Raw genomic sequence first — 16,981 nt, 5'->3', positions numbered from 1 at the left:
TGGCGGCGGCTCAGCGAAGCGACTCAGCGGCGGCCGGTGGCGTCCAGCACGACCCGCTCGCACAACTCGTGGGTGCGCAGCGCGTCCTGGGCGTCCAGGGTGTGGCCGGTGCGCACGGCGTGCAGGAAGGCGTCCACGGCCTGTTCGACGCCGCGCTGCCGGGCCACCGGCACCCAGTCGCCCCGGCGGCGGACGGAGGGCTGGCCCTTGTGGTCGATGACCTCGGCCAGGTTGCGCACCTCGCGCTTGGTGTCCTGTCCCGAGACCTCCAGCACCTCCTCGGCCGAGCCCGAGAGGTGGTTCATCGCGCCGACCGCGGAGAAGCCCTCGCCCGACAGGTGCAGCACCACGTGGTGCAGCAGGCCCTGGCTGACCCGGGCGCTCAGATGCACCTCGTCGATCGGGGCGGGGGCGAGGAAGCGCAGGGTGTCGACGACATGGATGAAGTCGTCGAAGACCATCCGGCGCGGGTCCTCCGGCAGGCCCCTGCGGTGCTTCTGGAGGATGACCAGGTCGCGCGGGCCCTCCAGACACTGCGCGTAGGCGGGCGCGAAGCGGCGGTTGAAGCCGACGGCGAGGCTGACGCCGAGCGTGTCGGCCAGCTCCACCAGCCGTCTGGCCTCGGAGAGTTCGTCGGCCAGCGGCTTGTCGACATAGGTGGCTATGCCGGCGGTGAGCAGCTTGGTGACGATCTCGGGGTGGGTCGCCGTGGGCGTGTGCACGAAGGCCGCGTCCAGGCCGACGGACAGCAGGGAGCCCAGGTCGTGGTGGAGCGCCTCGGCCGGCAGCCGGTGGGTCGCGCCGACCCGCTCCAGGGTGGTGGCCGAGCGGGTGTGCAGGTGGAGGCTGACCTCGGGGCGGGTGCTGAGGACCGGCAGGTATGCCTTGTGGGCGATGTCCCCGAGCCCGATCACGCCGACCTTCACGGCAATGCTCCTCGGTGTAGGTGTGGGTGGTCCGCGCCCGCGCGTGGGCGCGGGACCGGCAGCATACGCGGGTGCCGCCCGGCGCCGAACACCCCACCGCCTCCCGGGCCTCGCGCCGCCGCCCGGCCCAACACCCCGGCGGGCGCCGGGCGTCGGGGGCGGCGCGGCGACTCACCGGGTCAACGGCTCAGGTCGGGAACGCGCCAGTCGATCGGCGCGTGCCCCTGGGCGGCGATGGCCTCGTTGATCTGGGTGAACGGGCGGGAGCCGAAGAACTTCCGCGCCGACAGCGGCGAGGGGTGGGCGCCCTCGACCACCGCGTGCCGCTGGGTGTCGATCAGCGGGAGCTTCTTGCGGGCGTAGGCGCCCCAGAGGACGAAGACCGCCGGGTCGGGCCGGTCTGAGACGGCGCGGATCACCGCGTCGGTAAACCGCTCCCAGCCCTTGCCCTTGTGCGAGTTGGGCTCGCCGGCGCGCACCGTGAGCACCGCGTTGAGCAGCAGCACGCCCTGCCGGGCCCAGGGCATCAGATAGCCGTTGTCCGGGATGGGCAGGCCCAGCTCGGCGTGCAGCTCCTTGTAGATGTTGCGCAGCGAGGGCGGGATGCGCACCCCGGGCCGCACCGAGAAGCACAGGCCGTGGCCCTGCCCCTCGCCGTGGTACGGGTCCTGACCCAGGACCAGCACCTTGACCTCGTCGAAGGGCGTCGCCTCCAGCGCCGCGAAGACCTCGTCCGCCGGCGGGTAGACGGGACCCGCGGCCCGTTCCTCCTCGACGAACGCGGTCAGCTCCTTGAAGTAGGGCTGGTCCAGCTCCTCGCCCAGCACCTTCTGCCAGGAGTCGGGCAGCTTGTCGTTCACGTCCCACAACCTCCGAGGTCACGCGGTGAGTTGACCGCGTCGCCGGTGCGACGCGGTGTGGCTCACAACGTACCGTCCGGCACTGACAGCGGGACTGACGGCGGGACCGACAACGGCGGCGGCTCTCAGCCGAGGCCGGCGTTGAGCCGGACGCCGCCGTCGATCACCAGCGTCTGCCCGGTGATCCAGGAGGACTCGGGCGAGGTGAGGAAGGCGACGGCGGACGCGACATCCGCCGGCACGCCCAGCCGCCGCAGCGGGTAACCGGCCGCTATCCGCTCCTCGTTGCCCTCGTAGAGCGGGCCGGCGAACCGGGTCTTGACGACGGCGGGCGCCACCGCGTTGACCCGGACCGCCGGGGCCATCTCCTGGGCCAGCTGCTCGGTCAGGTTGATCAGGGCGGCCTTGGTGACGCCGTAGCCGCCGAGGAACGGCGTGGCGCCCAGCCCCGCGATCGAGGAGACGTTGACCACCGTGCCGCCGTGCTCGCGCTGCCAGGCCGACCAGGCGCCCCGGGCGAAGCCGAAGGCGGAGAGCACGTTGATCTCGAAGACCTTGGCCAGCAGCGCCGGCTCGACCTCGGTGAGCGGGCCGAACGCCGGGTTGCTCCCCGCGTTGTTCACCAGGTGGTCCAGCCGTCCCCAGGCCGCCATGACCCGCTCGACGACCTCGGCCTGGTGCGCCGGGTCGTGGGCCTTGCCCGCCACGCCCATGGCGTGCGGCCCCAACTCGGCGACGGCCTCGGCCAGTCGCTCCGCGTCGCGCCCGGTGACGCAAACCCGGTCGCCCCGGGCGATCAGCGCCCTGGCCACGCCGAGCCCGATGCCCCGGCTGCCGCCGGTGACCACGGCGACCGGCGCCCCGTCCCGCCCCTGCTCGCGCCCCGCGCGCGCCTCGTGCGCCGTGCGCGCCCCGCCGTCGGCGTCAGTCAAGGGGACCACCCGCCACATAGAGCACCTGGCCCGAGACGAAGCCGGCGGCCTCGCTCGCGAAGAACGCGATGGCGTGCGCGACGTCCGCCGGCTGGCCGACCCGGCGCACCGGGATCTGCTCGGCGGCGGCCCGCTGGAACTCGTCGAACGGCACCCCGACCCGGTCAGCCGTGGCCGACGTCATGTCGGTGGCGATGAACCCGGGCGCCACCGCGTTGACCGTGACGCCGAACTTGCCCAGCTCGATGGCGAGGGTCTTGGTGAAGCCCTGGAGGCCGGCCTTGGCCGCCGCGTAGTTGGCCTGCCCCCGGTTCCCCAGGGCGGAGCTGGAGGAGAGGTTGACGATCCGGCCGAACCCGGCCTCGACCATGTGCGCCTGGCAGGCGCGGGACATCAGGAACGCGCCCCGCAGGTGGACGTTCAGCACCGTGTCCCAGTCGGCCTCGCTCATCTTGAACAGCAGGTTGTCCCGCAGGACGCCCGCGTTGTTCACCAGGACCTGCGGGGGGCCCAGCCGCTCGGCGACCTCGGCCACGGCGGCCCGTACCGCGTCCGTGTCGGAGACGTCGCAGCCGACGGCGAGGGCGGTGCCGCCGGCCGCCTCGATGGCGGCGACCGTCTCGCCGCCGGCCTCCCTGCTCAGGTCGAGCACGGCGACCCGGTGGCCGTCGGCGGCCAGCCGTGCGGCGGTGGCGGCCCCGATGCCCCGGGCCGCGCCGGTCACCAGCGCGACGCGCTGCTGCGTGGTGGTGGTCATGTCGGTCGCTCTCCTCGCCGTCGAGTGCTGCGCTCGGCGTGAACGCCGTCGTTCACGCACTACCGAGAAGTAACTACCACCCGGCACCGACACCGCGGAACCCCGCCCCCGCGATTGAGGCGCCTCGGGCGGGCGCCTCAGCGCACCAGGAGGGTCAGCAGCCGCTCCAGTTCGGCGTCCGGGTCGGCGGTCAACCCGCTGTGCACCGGGCCCGGTTGGACCACGGTGCTGCGCGGCGCGATCAGCCAGCGGAACCGACGCCCGGCCTCGTCGCCGGCCGCCGCGCCCGCCTCGGGCCCGCCGTCACACACCCGCTCGACGGCGCGCAGCGCGGCGCGCACGCCGGCCACGTCCGCCGTCGGGTCGAGCGCCAGCAGCCGCCCGGTGTCCAGGTGGGTGCGGGCGGCCAGGAAGGAGCGGGGGCGCGAGTAGAGCAGCACGCCCGCGTTGATCGCCTCGCCGCGCTCCACGCGGGGCACCACCCGTAGCAGCGCGTACTCGAAGACGGCGCGGTCGGCGGCGTTCGGCGGCGGCGTCATCGGCTCGCTCCCCCGGTCCTGCCGGCCTCGGCCGCCTCGGGACCCGTCGGCTCGGGGCCAGCCGCCTCGGTCCTGCCGGTGAGCCAGCCGGGCGCGCCGGAGCCCCGCCGTTCGGTCCTGGCGCCCAGCTCGACGCGCTCGCCGATGGTGGCAGCCCGGGCCAGCAGCGTGTCCCGGTAGGCGGCGCGCAACGCGTCGGGCCCGTCGAGCCCCGGCTCGGACGCCAGCCAGGCGTCGGGCACCTCGGCGAGCACCGCGTCCAGCAGCTCGGCGGTGACCAGCGGCGCCAACGCGGCGTCCGCGCCCGCCACATCGGGCCCGAACGGCGCGAGCGCGTGGTCGGCGGCGGCGAAGGCCCGGGCCGCCGAGGCGGCGGCCGAGGGCCAGTTGTGGTGCCAGATCAGCGCGGCGCCGTGGTCGATCAGCCACAGCTCGCCGTGCCAGACCAGCAGGTTGGGGTTGCGCCAGGAGCGGTCCACGTTGTTGACCAGCGCGTCGAACCAGACGACCCGGCCGGCCTCGACGGGGTCGACGCGGTAGGCCAGCGGGTCGAAGCCGATCGAGCCCGGCAGGTAGTCCATCCCCAGGTTGGTGCCGGCGCTCGCCTTGAGCAGCTCCTGCACCTCCTGGTCCGGCTCGGCCAGCCCGATCACCGGGTCGAGCCCGATCAGGACCAGCTCCGGCACCCGCAGCCCGAGCCGCCGGGCCAGCTCGCCGCAGACCACCTCGGAGACCAGCGACTTGGGGCCCTGGCCGGCGCCGGTGAACTTCATGACATAGGTCCCCAGATCGTCCGCCTCGACGATGCCGGGCAACGAGCCGCCCTCCCGCAGCGGGGTCACATAGCGGGTGGCGAGGACTTCGCGGAGCATGGCCGTAGGGTATCCGGCGCGGCGGTCGGGTCCGTGGCGCGTCTCGCGGCCCGGATCACGGCGCCCGGGGCCGCCCGGGGGGCGGTGGCGGGCCCCGCGTCAACGGCGTTACGGAGCGCACGAGTTCGTCACGCGGTTCGCCACGAGACCACTACGCTGGTTCCCATGCCCTCGGAAGGGATGTCCCCGGACGAATCGCCCTCGGGCGCACCCGACGTCGTCGGCGGTCCGCGCGCGCCATGGGTGCCAGAGGCGTTGGCGTTGGAGGCCGGGCTGGCCAGGGCGTTGGACGACGACCACGGCCCGCCTCCCGACGGGAACCTGAGCGTGAACGCCTCCGCCGTGCGCGCGGCCGCCGACCAGCTGGCGGCGCGGGAGGGCCATGCGGCGGCGCGGGCCCTGCTGCTCCGGGAGGTCGGCCGCTGCCACCGCTGGTCGCGGGCCATCGATCTGGGGCTGGCCGGGAACGCGGGCGTGCCGGCCGAGCGGCTGGCCGCGACGCTGCGGGAGCACACCGCGCAGTTCACGATCTGGGCGGTCAGCCACGGCCTGTGGGCCGGGGTGCCGCCGCAGCGGCTGCGCGGCGAGTGCGTCGCCGCGCTCGCCCTCACCACCGAGCCGGCCCTGCGGGACGTCGCCGTGCGGTTTCTCGCCCTCTGCGAGACCAGGGACGGCCGCCCGGAGCTGGCGCTGTCGCTGCTGCTGCGCACCGAGCCCACCGATCCGGCCGCCCGCCTGCGGGAGGTGCTGGACGCGGCGCGCCGCACCGTGGGGCTGGGTGGCGCGGGGCGGGTGCGGCAGCTGCTCGACCTGGCGCCGTGGCCGTTCGACCCGACCGGCCTGGGCCATCAGCTGGTGCGCCGGCTGGTGGACGAACGGCCGCCGGGCCCGGCCGAGTTGGCGGAGCGCAACGCGCGCCGGCGCGCGGCCGGGGACGCGCGGGACTGGCCGGCGCTGTGCGAGCTGGCGCTCTCCGACGTGGTGTGGGTGCGGGAGAGCCGGGAGCGGTGGCTGGCGCTGGCCGGGCTGCTCCGGCTGACCGGGGCCGACGACCGATCCGACCTCGCCGCGCTGCTGGCCGAGACGGCCCCCGGGGCGGACGGGGCGCGGGACACCCGCGAGGGGAGCGGCCGGTGAACGGGGAACGGGAGCGGGAGTCGGTCTTCGACGCGTACGCGCGGTCCCGGAGCGCCGGCGGGGCCGGCCTGTCGGTGATGCGCCTGGGGCCCTCCGCGCTGACGTTCGCGTTCTTCGTGGAGGAGAGCTTTCTGGTGCCCACCGTGTTCGTGGAGAACCTCCGCAGAGGCGCGCGCATCACCTGGGACAGCATGATGGCCGCCGCCTGGGAGGCGGTGGAGCCGCTGAGTGCGGACCGGTCGGCGGGGCCCGCGTTGGGCGCCCAGCTGCTGGTGGCGCTGGGCGGCAACGAGCAGCGCGCGGCGGCCGACCCGCAGCGCCATGTGCGGCTGGCGCTGGCCGCGCTGGACAGCTTCCGTGGCCTGGGCCTGCCCCGGCACGAGGGGCGCGGCTATCTCGAACTCGGGCGGGCGCTGGTCGCGTTCGACCGGCCGACCGACGCGCTGACGGCGTACGAGCGGGCGCGCGCGCTGTTGGAACGCGCCGGCGACGACCGGGGCGCGCGGGCGCTGCACGCGCGGTCGGCGCACCTGCTCAACGGGCTGGGGTGCTGCGAGCAGGCCCTGGCCGAGGCCGAGGCCGGGCAGCGGGTGGGCGCGCGCCTCCCGCCGGTCGAACCCGCCGGCGGCGGCACGGTCGGCGACGGGCACCTCAGCGCGTATCTGCACCACGAGCGGGTGTTGGCCCTGACCAGGACCGGCTACCACCGGGAGGCGGAGGCCGCCTGGGAGGAGTGGCGCCGGGAGACCCCGGACACCTCGGAGAACGCGTTCGAACTCCAGGCGAGCCTCGCCCGGCTACGCCGGCAGCAGGCCCGGCACGAGGAGTCCCTGGACGCGTATCTGCGGGCGATCGACGCCCGGTTCGCCCGGCTGAACGCCGCCTCGCTGCCGGTCCGTGAGCTGTACCAGACGAACGCGGTCACCGTCTTCGGCGAGGCCATCGGCGCGGCCGTTTATCTCGACCGGCCCGAGCTGGCGTTGGCGCTGCTGGCCGCGCTGGCCACCGGCCCGCCGCCGGGCACCGCCCGCACCGGGGCCCCACCGCCGGCGACGGTGGCCACGGCGCTGCGCTCGCTGGACGAGGAGGTGACGCGGCTGGCCCGGCGGGCCACGGCCGTGACGGTGGCCCGCGACGCCGGCGCGCTGCGCGCCTGCGACGACCGGGCCCGCACCCTGCTGGAGACCCGCGACGACCTGTGGCACGAGGGCACGCGGGCCGGCCGGGCGGCGGGCGGCCGGACCGTGCGCGAGCTGGCCCGCGCCATCCCGCGCGCCGTCGGCCCCGGCGAACTCGCCCTGTGCTACCTCCCGGAGGGGACCGGCCGGCTGCGGCTCTTCGCCGTCCACGGCGGAGCGGTGACCCAGCACGTCGTCGGCCTGGGCGTCGAGGAGGCCGCCCGGCTGGCCTCGGCCGCCCGCCGGGAGTGCCTGGGCGGCGCCCCGCCGGAGGCGCTGCGGCAGCTGGGCGAGGCGCTCCTCGCGCCGGTCGCCGACCTGGCGGCGGGCGCCTCCGGCATCCTGGTGGCGCCCTCCGACACGCTGGCGGACTTCCCGTTCCACGCCGCCTCGCTCGGCGGTCGGCCGTTGATCTCCCGCGCCGAGGTGCGGACGCTGCCGACGCCGGCCGCGCTCGCCTGGCAGGCCGCCGGCGGCCGGCGGGCCACGGCCACTCCCCCACGCGTCGTGGCGGCCGGCGTGCCGCGCCCCCGGTACGAGCTGCTGCCCGAACTGCCGGCGGTGCGCGCGGAGTTGCGCACCGTGCGGGCGGCGTTCCCGCAGGCGGGGGAGCTGGGGCCCGAGGAGGCCACGGCCGAGGCGGTGGTGGCGGCGATGGCGTCGGCCGACGTGCTCCACCTGGCCGGGCACGCGACGTTCGAGGCGCACGCACCCAACCTGGCGCGGATTCTCCTGGCCGACCGCCCGCTCTTCGCGTTCGAGGTCGCCGCGGCGCCCCGCGCGCCGCGCCTGGTGAACCTGAGCGGCTGTCGGGCGGCCGCCGAGCGCCGCACGCCGGGCGGCGAGGGCGAGGGGCTGGCGGCGGCGTTCCTGGCGGCGGGCGCCGAGGCCGTCATCGCGCCGCTGTGGCCGGTGCGGGACGACGCGGCGCTGGCGTTCAACGCGCTCCTGTACCGTGAACTGACCGTTCCCGGCGCGCGGTTGGGGGAGGCGGTGCGCCGCGCGCGGCTCGCCCTGCGGGCGCGTGCGGAGTTCGCGCACCCGGGCCTGTGGGGCGCCTTCACGGTGCTGGGAACGCTCTGAGGCGTCGCCCCGGCGCGGGCAGACCCGGGCCCGGCGGGAGTGAGGGGTAGGAGGGGTAGGAGGGGCCGTGGACGATCCGAGGAATCCGTGGGCGCGTCGGGACGACGAGGCGCGCGAGGAGGAGACGACCGGGCCCCCGGGCCAGCCGGGCGAGGTGCCGTGGCACCCGGTCCGGCACGCCTTCCCGGACGACGGCCTGCCCGGGCAGCCGCTGAGCGAACTGCGCTTCGTCTGCGCCACGCACGGCGAGGAGAAGATCGTCGAGTACTACGACCCGGCCCAGCCGCCCCGGTGCAGCGCGGGTGACCCGATGACCCGCGCACCCCAGTGAACACGCTTCTGGAGTCCGGCCTGGACAGCGCCGAACGGCTGCTCGGCGCCAGGTTCCTGCTCGGCGTCCTGCTGCCGCTCACGCTGGCGGCCGGCGCCTCGGGCGCGGTGGTCCTGGCCGCCTCCGGCCACACCCCGGGCGAGGCCCTGCGGGCGTGGCAACGGTTCGACGCCTCGGGTCAACTGACCGCCGCCGTCCTGGCGTTGCTCGCGCTGGTCTGTCTGGCCAGAGTCCTGGCGCTCTTCCAACTGCCCCTGCTGCGCCTGCTGGAGGGCTACTGGCCGGCCGCCGGGCCGCTGGACCGGCTCTCCCGCCGTGGCACCCGGCGGCAGACGGCGCGCGCCAGGGCCGGCTGGGAGCGGGTCCGGGCGCTGGGCGAGGCCGGCGAGCGGACGGCCGGCACCGCGCTGGCCGCGCGGCTGCTGACCGGCTACCCGCCTCCGCCGCGCCTGGCCGACGGCGTTCTGCCCACCGCCCTGGGCAACCGGCTGCGCGCCGCCGAGTACTACCCGCTGGAGCGCTACGGCATTGACGCGGTGGTGGTCTGGCCCCGGCTCGTCCCGCTGCTGCCGGCGGAGGCCGCCGCCCGGTTGACCAGCGCGCGCACCGCGCTGGACGGCACGGTCAACCTCTTCGCGCTGGCCCTCGCCTTCGGCGTGTGCTGGCCGCCGGTCCTGCTGGCCGTGGGCGAGCCTGCCTCGTTGGCCGCGCTCTGCCTGCTGGCGCTGCCGGTCGCCTGGGCGGCCCACCGGGCGGCGCTGGCGGCGGCGGTGGGCTACGGCCAGGAGGTGCGGGTCGTCTTCGACCTGCACCGGCGGGCGCTGCTCGACCACCTGGAGGTCGAGGTGCCGCGCGACCCCGCCGAGGAGCGCCGGCTCTGGGGCGACCTGGGGCAGTTCTACCAGCGCAACCTGCCGTTCGACCCGCGCCCACGGCGGGGAACGGACCCGGGCGCTGCCGGCGGTGACGGGCGGGCCGGGTCCGGGAGTCCGTGAGGCGGTCCGGGAATCCGTGCGGCGCTGAGGCGGAGGCCGTTCCTCCGCTACTCTCGCCCGACGGCCGGGTGGCGGCGGGGCGCGTTCCGCCGTCGCCCCGGCGGGGTCGTTTCCGAGAGGGGTTGCGCATGAACGGTCCAAGGACCACACGACGCACGGCGATGCTGGCCGGCGCCGCCGGGCTCGCGGCGGCGGGGCTGGCGGGGTGCGGCTCCGAGGACGGAGGCTCGGGCGAAGGGGGCGGTGGCGGCGAGGAGTTGGCGCCGACCTCGGACATCCCGGTGGGCGGCGGGAAGATCCTCTCCGACCAGCAGCTGGTGGTGACCCAGCCCGCCGAGGGCGAGTTCGTGGCGTTCTCGGCGATCTGCACCCACCAGGGCTGCGCGGTCTCCCAGGTGGACGAGGACGGCATCCTGTGCACCTGCCACGGCAGCCGCTTCGCGCTCCGGGACGGCGCGGTGCTGGAGGGCCCGGCCACCGAGCCGCTGCCCGAGGAGCCGATCACGGTCGAGGGCGACACGGTCCTGCGCGGCTGAGGCGCCGCCGGCCGGCACGCGCCGCGCTCCCGGCGCTCGGGCGTGAAGCCCGAACGCCGGGAGCGGCTGGGTTGTTACCCGACGCCGGTCACCCGAGGCGGTGCGTCGGGCGGTCGGCGTGGACGCCGTTCACTCGTAGGGCGTCAACGTCATGAACGCCTCGGCCGGGTCGCCGTCGTGCACCAGCGACTCGTGGGCGCCGACGTCGTCGAACGCGAACGCGTACGCCTTGCCGTCCACCATCTGCTCGTGGATCACCCGGGCGTAGTGGTTGGTGACCGGGTCCTGGTAGAAGTTCGAGTTGTCCGGGTCCGGCTGCTCGGAGTTGGTCAGCAGCGTCGACCGGTTGAACCCGGCGCACAGGGTGCGCGACAGCGGGCCCCGCACCTGGTCGTTGGGCGCGTCCAGCTCCTTGTGGCAGCCGAAGACGCTGTCGGAGTCCGGCTTGTTGAAGCTGGTGACGACCTCGCCCGAGCCGTCGGTGAAGTTCATGACGTCGCCGGAGACCGTGCCGTAGTACTTGGTGTCCGGCTCGTGCGAGATCGGCGTGACCGTCAGGGTGTTGGAGGAGTAGTGCTCCCACACCCGGTCGATGTAGTCGCTCATCGCGTCGGCGGGGACGTCGCCGGTGCCGACGCCGTGGCCGGGCGAGAGCACCCGCAGCGGGGTGCCGTCCGGGCCGTTGTGGACCAGGTCGCCCCAGCCGGCATCCCGCACCCCGTCGAAGACGGCGGAGTAGCCGCCGGGCTTCAGCTCGCCGGTGGTGCGGACCGTTCCGCTCTGCTCGCGGACGCCGACGGTGTAGGGCGCGGTGAACATGTCGACCTGGGTGCTGTTGATCCACAGGCCGGCGTCGTTGAGCGTGTACTCGGACCAGTTGAAGAGGATGTCGCGGTTGGGGTCGTCCGGGTTCTGGACGGCGGGCTGGACCAGGCCGTCGGGGGTGAGGGAGAAGTGCAGCTTCTCCCCGACGGAGAAGTAGATCCGCCCGGAGAACTTGGGCATCTGGATGGTCAACGTCTCGCCGTTGGCGGGGCCTTCGATCGAGGCGTCGGGCGCGGGGGTCGGCGGGTTGCCCCCGGCGGGCCAGGCGTGGAAGGTGCCGTCCGCGTCGGCGTAGCCCAACTGGCCGCTGCTCAGCTCGGTTCCGAGGTTGTAGATGTAGACGGGTTCGCCCCGGCCCGAGTTGTTGGTGATGGTCAGCGGGATGGTGTCGGGAACGGCCTCGGCCTCGGGCGCCGGGCCCGAGACGATCAGGCCCGTCGCGACGGCGATGCTGGCGGCGGCTGCCACCAGGAATGTCCGCAAGCGGAACACCGGGTCCTCCTTGTTCGGCTGGGTGTGAGGGCGTCCGGTGTGCTGCGGCGCGCGCGGGTGGGCGCCGCTCCAGCCGGTCCCACGGCTGGTCCCGGCCGCCACTCCGCGCCGCGCCGGGGACCAACGCACCCGGGCGCGTGGGGGGTTGTGAACAACGCTCCCAGTGGGGGTGAGAGCGCTCTCACGTTCTCGTACAGGTCTGTACCTGTCAATAGTTTGGGGCCGGGTGGGCTGACGGCCACGGGCACGTGGCGGAGCCCGGGAGTCGTATCCAGCTCCCGGGCCCCTGGGGGTGCCACCCAGTTGCGCACGCCGGCGGCGTTGAAGAGGACGGATCAGCGTGAGGCCCTCGTGTTCTACCTTTGAACTACCGCACCGCGTGGAGGTGCAGGCGAGACTTGAACTCGCGTCCGAGGGCGTTCGTCCGTCCCCGATCGTCCGGCGATCGGTGGCGATGCTGAAGCTTGAGCGAGAGTCTGAGCTTGAACGCGGCTGCCCCACCCGGGCTGCCCCGGCCGGTGGGCCGGGGGAAGGAGTCGAACCTTCCTCTCACCGCGTGCGTCAGGCTGAACCTCAGTTTCAGCTTGCGCCCATCACGCGAACCGGGCCTCAATCCGGTCCGCGCCTGTTGCGCACCCCCGCGCTCGCGCGCGGGGGCGTTCGTGGGGCCGCTCTCGCGGCCGGGCGTCGGCCGGGTGGCGGCGTCAGCCGAGGAGATAGCCGAAGACCGCCTCCCCCACGCGCCGGTCCGCCACCTCGGCCGAGTTCGCCTCCTCGCGGGCGAACTTGACCGCGTTCTGGAGCTTCTCGACGCGCTCCAGCAGCTCGTTCACCGTGCGCGCCGCGAGGGCGCCGGAGAACTTCACCGTGGTCCAGTAGCCGATCGGCACGTCCTCGTAGTACACCTCGACCTGCGCCGGGTGCTTCTCCGTCGCCTCGGCCTTGACGTGGTTGCGCGGGACCTTGCGGGTGCGGATCGTGCGCACCGGCTCGGTCTTCCACCAGTCCGTGGAGGGGTCCAACGACCAGGTCTCGGCGGCGTCCAGGACGGGCAGCTTCTTCACGAAGCCGTGCAGCTCGGCGAGTTGCTTCTCCAGGAAGAGGAGATAGCTGACCGGCACGTCGGCCACGACGGTGCGCCCGTCGACCACGACATCGGCGCGGGCCGAGCAGTTGGCCCAGTCCTTGGTGGCCGTCACGTCGAACAGCCGGGTCAGCGACGTCGCCATCTCCCGGAGCACGTCCTCGGCCTTGACCTGGACCCGGGTGGACTCGGGCGGCAGCTGCTCGCCCTCCTCGTCCTTCGGCTGGTACGTCCGCGCGATCCCGACCAGCAACGCCGGCTTCTGTAGGCGCTGATGGGCCGCCGTGACGTCCTGGTACGACTTGCTCTTGACGCCCTTCTCGACGGCGATGATCTGATTGAGCTTCGCCACTGCTCCCCCTCGCTCCCCTGCTCCCCCGTTGTCAACACGCCCAACCTAGCCGAACCGTTCCCGCTCCGGCGCCCGTTTTTCCGCCGGCGGACGGGGAGTTGGGCGCGCCGGCGGACGGGAAGTTGGGCGGGGAGTTGGGCGGGGCGGGAACGTCGGGGGGCGGGGAGTCGGGCGGGGCGGGAACGTCGGGGGGCGGGGGGCGCGCGGCTAGGGCAGCGGAGGGGTCGCCGGCTGGGGGCCGTGCCCGGCGAGATAGAGCCGGAGGGCGCACTGGTCCTCGGCCTCGACGAACACCCGCTGGCCCCAGTGGGCGCTCAGGCGGTGCGCGACGTCGACCAGCCGCCGGCGTTCCTCCGGCGAGTACGCGGGGAACCTGACCCAGCCCCGCTCGGCGATGGCGTTGCCGAGGTCGTGGAAGAACACGGCCCGCACGCGCCGTTCCTCCTCCTCGGTCAGCGGCGTGGTGCCGCCCTCGGGCGGCTGCGCGCGCACGTTGTACAGGTCGCGGATCACTGGCCCTCACCCCTCATCCGGTCTGTTCGGACGAGACTATCGGCACGGCCGGCGGCCGGGGCGCCGCATCCGGCGGCGCGGGGGCGTTCGGGCCCTGCGGCGCCGGGGCGGCCTGGCCCGCGTCCTCGCCGGCCGGGGCGGCCGCGCGGAGGGCCGCCACGGCCGCGCGGATCGAGGGGCGCCCGCCGGAGCCCTCGCGCCAGACGGCGTACACCCGGCGGGTGATCGGGCCGCGCACGGGGATCAACGCGACGCCGTCGGGGACCGGCGTCCGGCCCAGGCGCGGCGCCACGGCCACGCCCAGGCCGGCCGCGATCAGGGCGAGTTGGGTGTGGTGCTCGGCGGCGGTGTGCACCACCCTGGGCTCGATGCCCCGGCCGCGCAGCGTGAACATCAGCCAGTCGTGGCAGATGGCGCCGGGCGGCCAGGAGACCCAGGGCTCGTCGGCGAGGTCGGCCAGGTCCAACTCAGGCCGGCCGGCCAGCGGATGGTCGGCGGGCAGCGCGACATCCGCCACGTCGTCGAAGAGCGGGCGCCTGCTGAGCCCGCCGGGCAAGGCCAGCGGCCGGTTGAACCAGTCGAGCACCACGGCCAGGTCGATGTCGCCGCGTGCCAACACGGTGAGCGCCGCCTCCGGCTCCATCTCCCGCAGCATGGGCCGCAGTTGGGGGTGCTCGCCGCGCAGCGCGGCCAGCGCGGCGGGGAACAGCCCGCGCGCGGCGGTGGCGAACGCGCCCACCCGCAGCTCGCCGACCGCCTGCCCGCGCTGGGCCTCAAGGTCGGCGTGGGCCAACTCGACCTGGCCGAGGATGCGTTCGGCGTGGTCGGCCAGCAGGCGGCCGGCGTCGGTGAGCCGGATGCCGCGCCCGTTCTTGGCCAACAGCCGCTGGCCGGTCTCCCGTTCGAGCTTGGCGAGCTGCTGCGAGACGGCGGAGGTGGTCACGCGCAGCGCGAGGGCGGCGCCGCTGACGGAGCCGTGGTTGCGGACGGCGTGCAGCACCCGCAGCCGGTCGATGTTCAACACCTCAGCGATGCTACACAGTCCATCGCCCCTCCCCTCAGCAGCGCTTGATCCCGACCGTGGCTCATGTCCGCGTCTCCCCTCGGCTCAGCCGAACCGGTGCCCGGCGGCCGGGCGGGCGGCGTCGGCCACGGCGGCGGCCAGCGGCTCCACCTCGGCCTCGGCCACGGCGACGACGGTGAGCCTGATCCCCTGCGGCGAGGCCACCCGGAACCGCGCGCCGGGGGCCACCGCCCAGCCGGCGCGCAGCAGTTGGGCGACGGCCCGGGTCTCGTCGGGGACCGGAACCCAGACGTTGAGCCCGCTGCGGCCCCTGGCCTCGACGCCGCGTTCGGCCAGCGCGTGCAACAACCGGTCCCTGCGGGCGTCGTAGGTCGCGGCGACGCGCGCCGCGTCAACGGCGCCGGTGCGCCACAGGTGGGCGACGATCCGCTGGAGCAGCAGGCTGACCCAGCCGGGCCCGAGCCGCTGCCGGCCGCGCACCCGGTCGACGGTGGTGCGGTCCCCGGTGAACGCGGCGACCCGCAGGTCGGGGCCGTGCGACTTGGCCAACGAGTGGATCTCGACCCAGCGTTCGGTGCTGCCGACCACCGGGTTCAGCGGCGCCGAGACGATGCCGCGCCCGTGGTCGTCCTCGATCACCAGCGTCTGGGGGTGCTCGGCGAACAGGGCGCGCAACTCCCTGGCGCGCGCCGGCGTGACCGCCGCGCCCGTCGGATTCTGCGCGCGGGCGGTCACCACCACCGCGCGTGCGCCGGCGCGCAGGGCCTCGGCCACCGCCTCCGGGCGGGGGCCCTCGTCGTCGAGGCGGCACGGCACGGGGCGCAGGCCGAGCGCGGCGACCAGGTCCAACAGCGCGGCCCAGCCGGGGTCCTCGACGGCGACGGCGTCGCCGGGGCGGAGCCAGGCCAGCAGCACGCGTTCGATGGTGTCCAGCGCGCCGGAGGCGACCCCGACCGGCCCCGGGGGAACGCCGTCGGCGTCGAACCTGGCCCGCGCCAGCTCCGCCAACTCCTCGTCCACGGCGGCCTCGCCGTAGAGCACGGGGGCGTTCCCGGCGCGCTTCGCGGCCTCGGCGAGCGCGTCGGCCAGCGGCGGCAGCAGGGCGGGGTCGGGATTGCCCTTGGAGATGTCCCGGGTGCCGGGCGGGAGGTCGAACGGCATGGCCTCGCGGGGGCTGGTGGCGGGCCTGCCGCGCACCCGGCTGCCGCGCCGGCCGGCCGTCTCGATCACCCCGCGCTCCCGCAGGGCGCGGTAGGCGGCGGCCACGGTGTTGGCGTTGACCCCGAGGTCGGCCGCCAACTCCCGTTGCGGCGGCAGGACATGGCCCGGGGCGAGGGCGCCTTCGCCGACGGCCCGCTCGATGCTCGCGGCAATCTCGGCGGCACCACGCCCGCCGATCCGATATTCTCCTAGCACAAAGCCGAGTTTGCACTAGTGCAATCTCGGCGTCAAGTTCCATCCCGGGTTCCGCCAGCCGCGAGCCCGAAAGTTCTTCTGAGGAGCGAGGACATGTCCGCCACGACCGCCGGCGCCACACCGGGGACGCCACTCGGCAGCTATGCGCCCGCCACGTCGACCACCCCCACCCGGGCCAGGGAACGGGTCACCTACGACCGGGCGTTGGTCCACTCCGTCCTGGACGCGACCTACCTGTGCCATCTGGGCTTCGTCGCCGACGGCCAACCCGTCGTCCTGCCGACGCTCTACGCCAGGGACGGCGAGCGGCTCTATCTCCACGGCTCCACGGGGGCGCGGGCGCTGCGCCACGACGGGCTGCCGGTCTGCGTCACCGTCACCCAGGTGGACGGACTCGTTCTGGCCAAGTCCGCGTTCCACCACTCGATCAACTACCGCTCGGTGGTGATACACGGCACCGCGCGCCGGGTGACCGACCAGGAACGGGCCAGGGCGGCGCTGGACTCCCTGGTCAACGCGGTGGTGCCGGGGCGGGCCGCCGACTGCCGGCCGGCGAACGCCAAGGAGCTGGCGGCCACCGCCGTGCTGGAGCTGGACCTGGCCGAGGTCTCGGCCAAGGTCCGCGCCGGCGGCCCCAACGACGACCCGGCCGACCTGGGACTGCCGCACTGGAGCGGGGTGGTGCCGGTGCGGACGGTCAACGGCACGCCGCTGCCGGCCGATGACGACGGCACACGCCCCGAACTGCCGGACTATCTGCGGGAGTTCGTCGCCTGAGACGGGCGGGAAGCGAGGATGACGAGGACCGGTGGCGGGCAGGGGTAGGTCAAGCGCCGGCGCGCGTGCGGCCGTTGGCGCCGGTCCCGCGCTTCCCCGCGCCCCTGGAGGGAGGAACCCAGGACGGCGGTCGAGCGTCGGACCAGTTGCACTCCTCCGCATCCAGCCGAATCCCTCCGGAGGACACGATGACCCCGACGAGTCCCACATCCCCGAAGAGCCCGATCACCGCGACCCCCACACCCCCACCACGGCGGTCCCCGCTCCGCCGGACCCACCGCGCACGTCTTCTCGTCCTCGGCGCCGCCCTCGGCCGACGACCGGTCCGACACCCGCCCCCAGGCGGGCGCCG

The 16,981-nt window shown here is 75.0% G+C and carries 17 protein-coding genes; 6 read left to right on the top strand and 11 right to left on the bottom strand.

What is annotated here, in order from left to right; all coding sequences use genetic code 11:
* Window positions 1–23: 23 nt before the first annotated feature.
* The 6 genes from FH609_RS25690 to FH609_RS25665 all read right to left on the bottom strand — a co-directional run bounded on the left by FH609_RS25690 (window position 24) and on the right by FH609_RS25665 (window position 4,886).
* Window positions 24–926: a Gfo/Idh/MocA family protein gene (locus FH609_RS25690; RefSeq protein ID WP_139672040.1), complete on the bottom strand. Its 903-nt coding sequence runs from the start codon at window positions 924–926 to the stop codon at window positions 24–26.
* 179 nt (window positions 927–1,105) lie between these two features.
* Window positions 1,106–1,786 (bottom strand): uracil-DNA glycosylase, encoded by a 681-nt coding sequence (gene ung, locus FH609_RS25685; RefSeq protein WP_139672037.1) that lies wholly within the window; start codon window positions 1,784–1,786, stop codon window positions 1,106–1,108.
* Between the two features lie 125 nt (window positions 1,787–1,911).
* A complete protein-coding gene (locus FH609_RS25680) occupies window positions 1,912–2,634 on the bottom strand; it encodes an SDR family oxidoreductase (protein WP_226961952.1) in 723 nt (240 codons plus the stop codon).
* Window positions 2,635–2,710: 76 nt separating this feature from the next.
* Window positions 2,711–3,475, bottom strand: coding sequence for a 3-oxoacyl-ACP reductase FabG (gene fabG / locus FH609_RS25675; RefSeq protein ID WP_139672031.1), 765 nt, complete (start codon window positions 3,473–3,475; stop codon window positions 2,711–2,713).
* A 137-nt stretch (window positions 3,476–3,612) separates the two neighbouring features.
* The gene (locus FH609_RS25670; protein ID WP_139672028.1) at window positions 3,613–4,014 is read right to left on the bottom strand and encodes a DUF3037 domain-containing protein; all 402 of its coding nucleotides are present in this window, start codon (window positions 4,012–4,014) and stop codon (window positions 3,613–3,615) included.
* On the bottom strand, window positions 4,011–4,886 hold the full coding sequence (locus FH609_RS25665; protein ID WP_139672025.1) for a HipA family kinase: 876 nt from the start codon (window positions 4,884–4,886) through the stop codon (window positions 4,011–4,013). Before FH609_RS25665 ends, FH609_RS25670 begins: the two co-directional genes overlap by 4 nt.
* 165 nt (window positions 4,887–5,051) lie before the next feature.
* Between FH609_RS25665 and FH609_RS25660 the strand changes: the two genes are divergently transcribed.
* The 5 genes from FH609_RS25660 to FH609_RS25640 all read left to right on the top strand — a co-directional run bounded on the left by FH609_RS25660 (window position 5,052) and on the right by FH609_RS25640 (window position 10,146).
* Window positions 5,052–6,023, top strand: coding sequence for a hypothetical protein (locus tag FH609_RS25660; RefSeq protein ID WP_139672022.1), 972 nt, complete (start codon window positions 5,052–5,054; stop codon window positions 6,021–6,023).
* Window positions 6,020–8,284: a CHAT domain-containing protein gene (locus tag FH609_RS25655; protein WP_139672019.1), complete on the top strand. Its 2,265-nt coding sequence runs from the start codon at window positions 6,020–6,022 to the stop codon at window positions 8,282–8,284. The genes FH609_RS25660 and FH609_RS25655 overlap by 4 nt, the downstream gene beginning before the upstream one ends.
* A 67-nt stretch (window positions 8,285–8,351) precedes the next feature.
* On the top strand, window positions 8,352–8,615 hold the full coding sequence (locus FH609_RS25650; protein ID WP_139672017.1) for a hypothetical protein: 264 nt from the start codon (window positions 8,352–8,354) through the stop codon (window positions 8,613–8,615).
* Entirely contained in the window at window positions 8,612–9,610 is a 999-nt protein-coding gene (locus tag FH609_RS25645) for a hypothetical protein (protein WP_139672015.1), read from the top strand. Before FH609_RS25650 ends, FH609_RS25645 begins: the two co-directional genes overlap by 4 nt.
* A 128-nt stretch (window positions 9,611–9,738) precedes the next feature.
* A complete protein-coding gene (locus FH609_RS25640; RefSeq protein ID WP_139672012.1) occupies window positions 9,739–10,146 on the top strand; it encodes a Rieske (2Fe-2S) protein in 408 nt (135 codons plus the stop codon).
* A gap of 129 nt (window positions 10,147–10,275) precedes the next feature.
* Here FH609_RS25640 and FH609_RS25635 read toward each other — a convergent pair whose 3' ends face one another.
* The 5 genes from FH609_RS25635 to FH609_RS25610 all read right to left on the bottom strand — a co-directional run bounded on the left by FH609_RS25635 (window position 10,276) and on the right by FH609_RS25610 (window position 15,852).
* Window positions 10,276–11,463 (bottom strand): glycoside hydrolase family 64 protein, encoded by a 1,188-nt coding sequence (locus tag FH609_RS25635; protein WP_139672009.1) that lies wholly within the window; start codon window positions 11,461–11,463, stop codon window positions 10,276–10,278.
* Window positions 11,464–12,167: 704 nt separating this feature from the next.
* The gene (locus tag FH609_RS25630) at window positions 12,168–12,899 is read right to left on the bottom strand and encodes a hypothetical protein (protein ID WP_139672006.1); all 732 of its coding nucleotides are present in this window, start codon (window positions 12,897–12,899) and stop codon (window positions 12,168–12,170) included.
* A 207-nt stretch (window positions 12,900–13,106) separates the two neighbouring features.
* Window positions 13,107–13,412 carry a hypothetical protein gene (locus FH609_RS25620; protein WP_139672003.1) on the bottom strand — a complete coding sequence of 102 codons (306 nt, stop codon included), beginning with the start codon at window positions 13,410–13,412 and terminating at the stop codon, window positions 13,107–13,109.
* A 13-nt stretch (window positions 13,413–13,425) separates the two neighbouring features.
* Window positions 13,426–14,436, bottom strand: a complete 1,011-nt coding sequence (locus tag FH609_RS25615; protein ID WP_139672000.1) for a LysR family transcriptional regulator — start codon at window positions 14,434–14,436, stop codon at window positions 13,426–13,428.
* Between the two features lie 84 nt (window positions 14,437–14,520).
* On the bottom strand, window positions 14,521–15,852 hold the full coding sequence (locus FH609_RS25610; RefSeq protein WP_139671997.1) for an aminotransferase class I/II-fold pyridoxal phosphate-dependent enzyme: 1,332 nt from the start codon (window positions 15,850–15,852) through the stop codon (window positions 14,521–14,523).
* Between the two features lie 93 nt (window positions 15,853–15,945).
* Here FH609_RS25610 and FH609_RS25605 point away from each other — a divergent pair, with 93 nt between their 5' ends.
* Window positions 15,946–16,629: a pyridoxamine 5'-phosphate oxidase family protein gene (locus FH609_RS25605; protein ID WP_139671992.1), complete on the top strand. Its 684-nt coding sequence runs from the start codon at window positions 15,946–15,948 to the stop codon at window positions 16,627–16,629.
* Window positions 16,630–16,981: the final 352 nt, after the last annotated feature.

It is taken from the genome of Streptomyces sp. 3MP-14, from assembly GCF_006334905.2.
GTDB classification, from domain to species: domain Bacteria; phylum Actinomycetota; class Actinomycetes; order Streptomycetales; family Streptomycetaceae; genus Streptomyces; species Streptomyces triticirhizae.
Note: the sequence above shows the minus strand (reverse complement) of the source record. Positions and strands in the feature narration are given on the sequence as shown.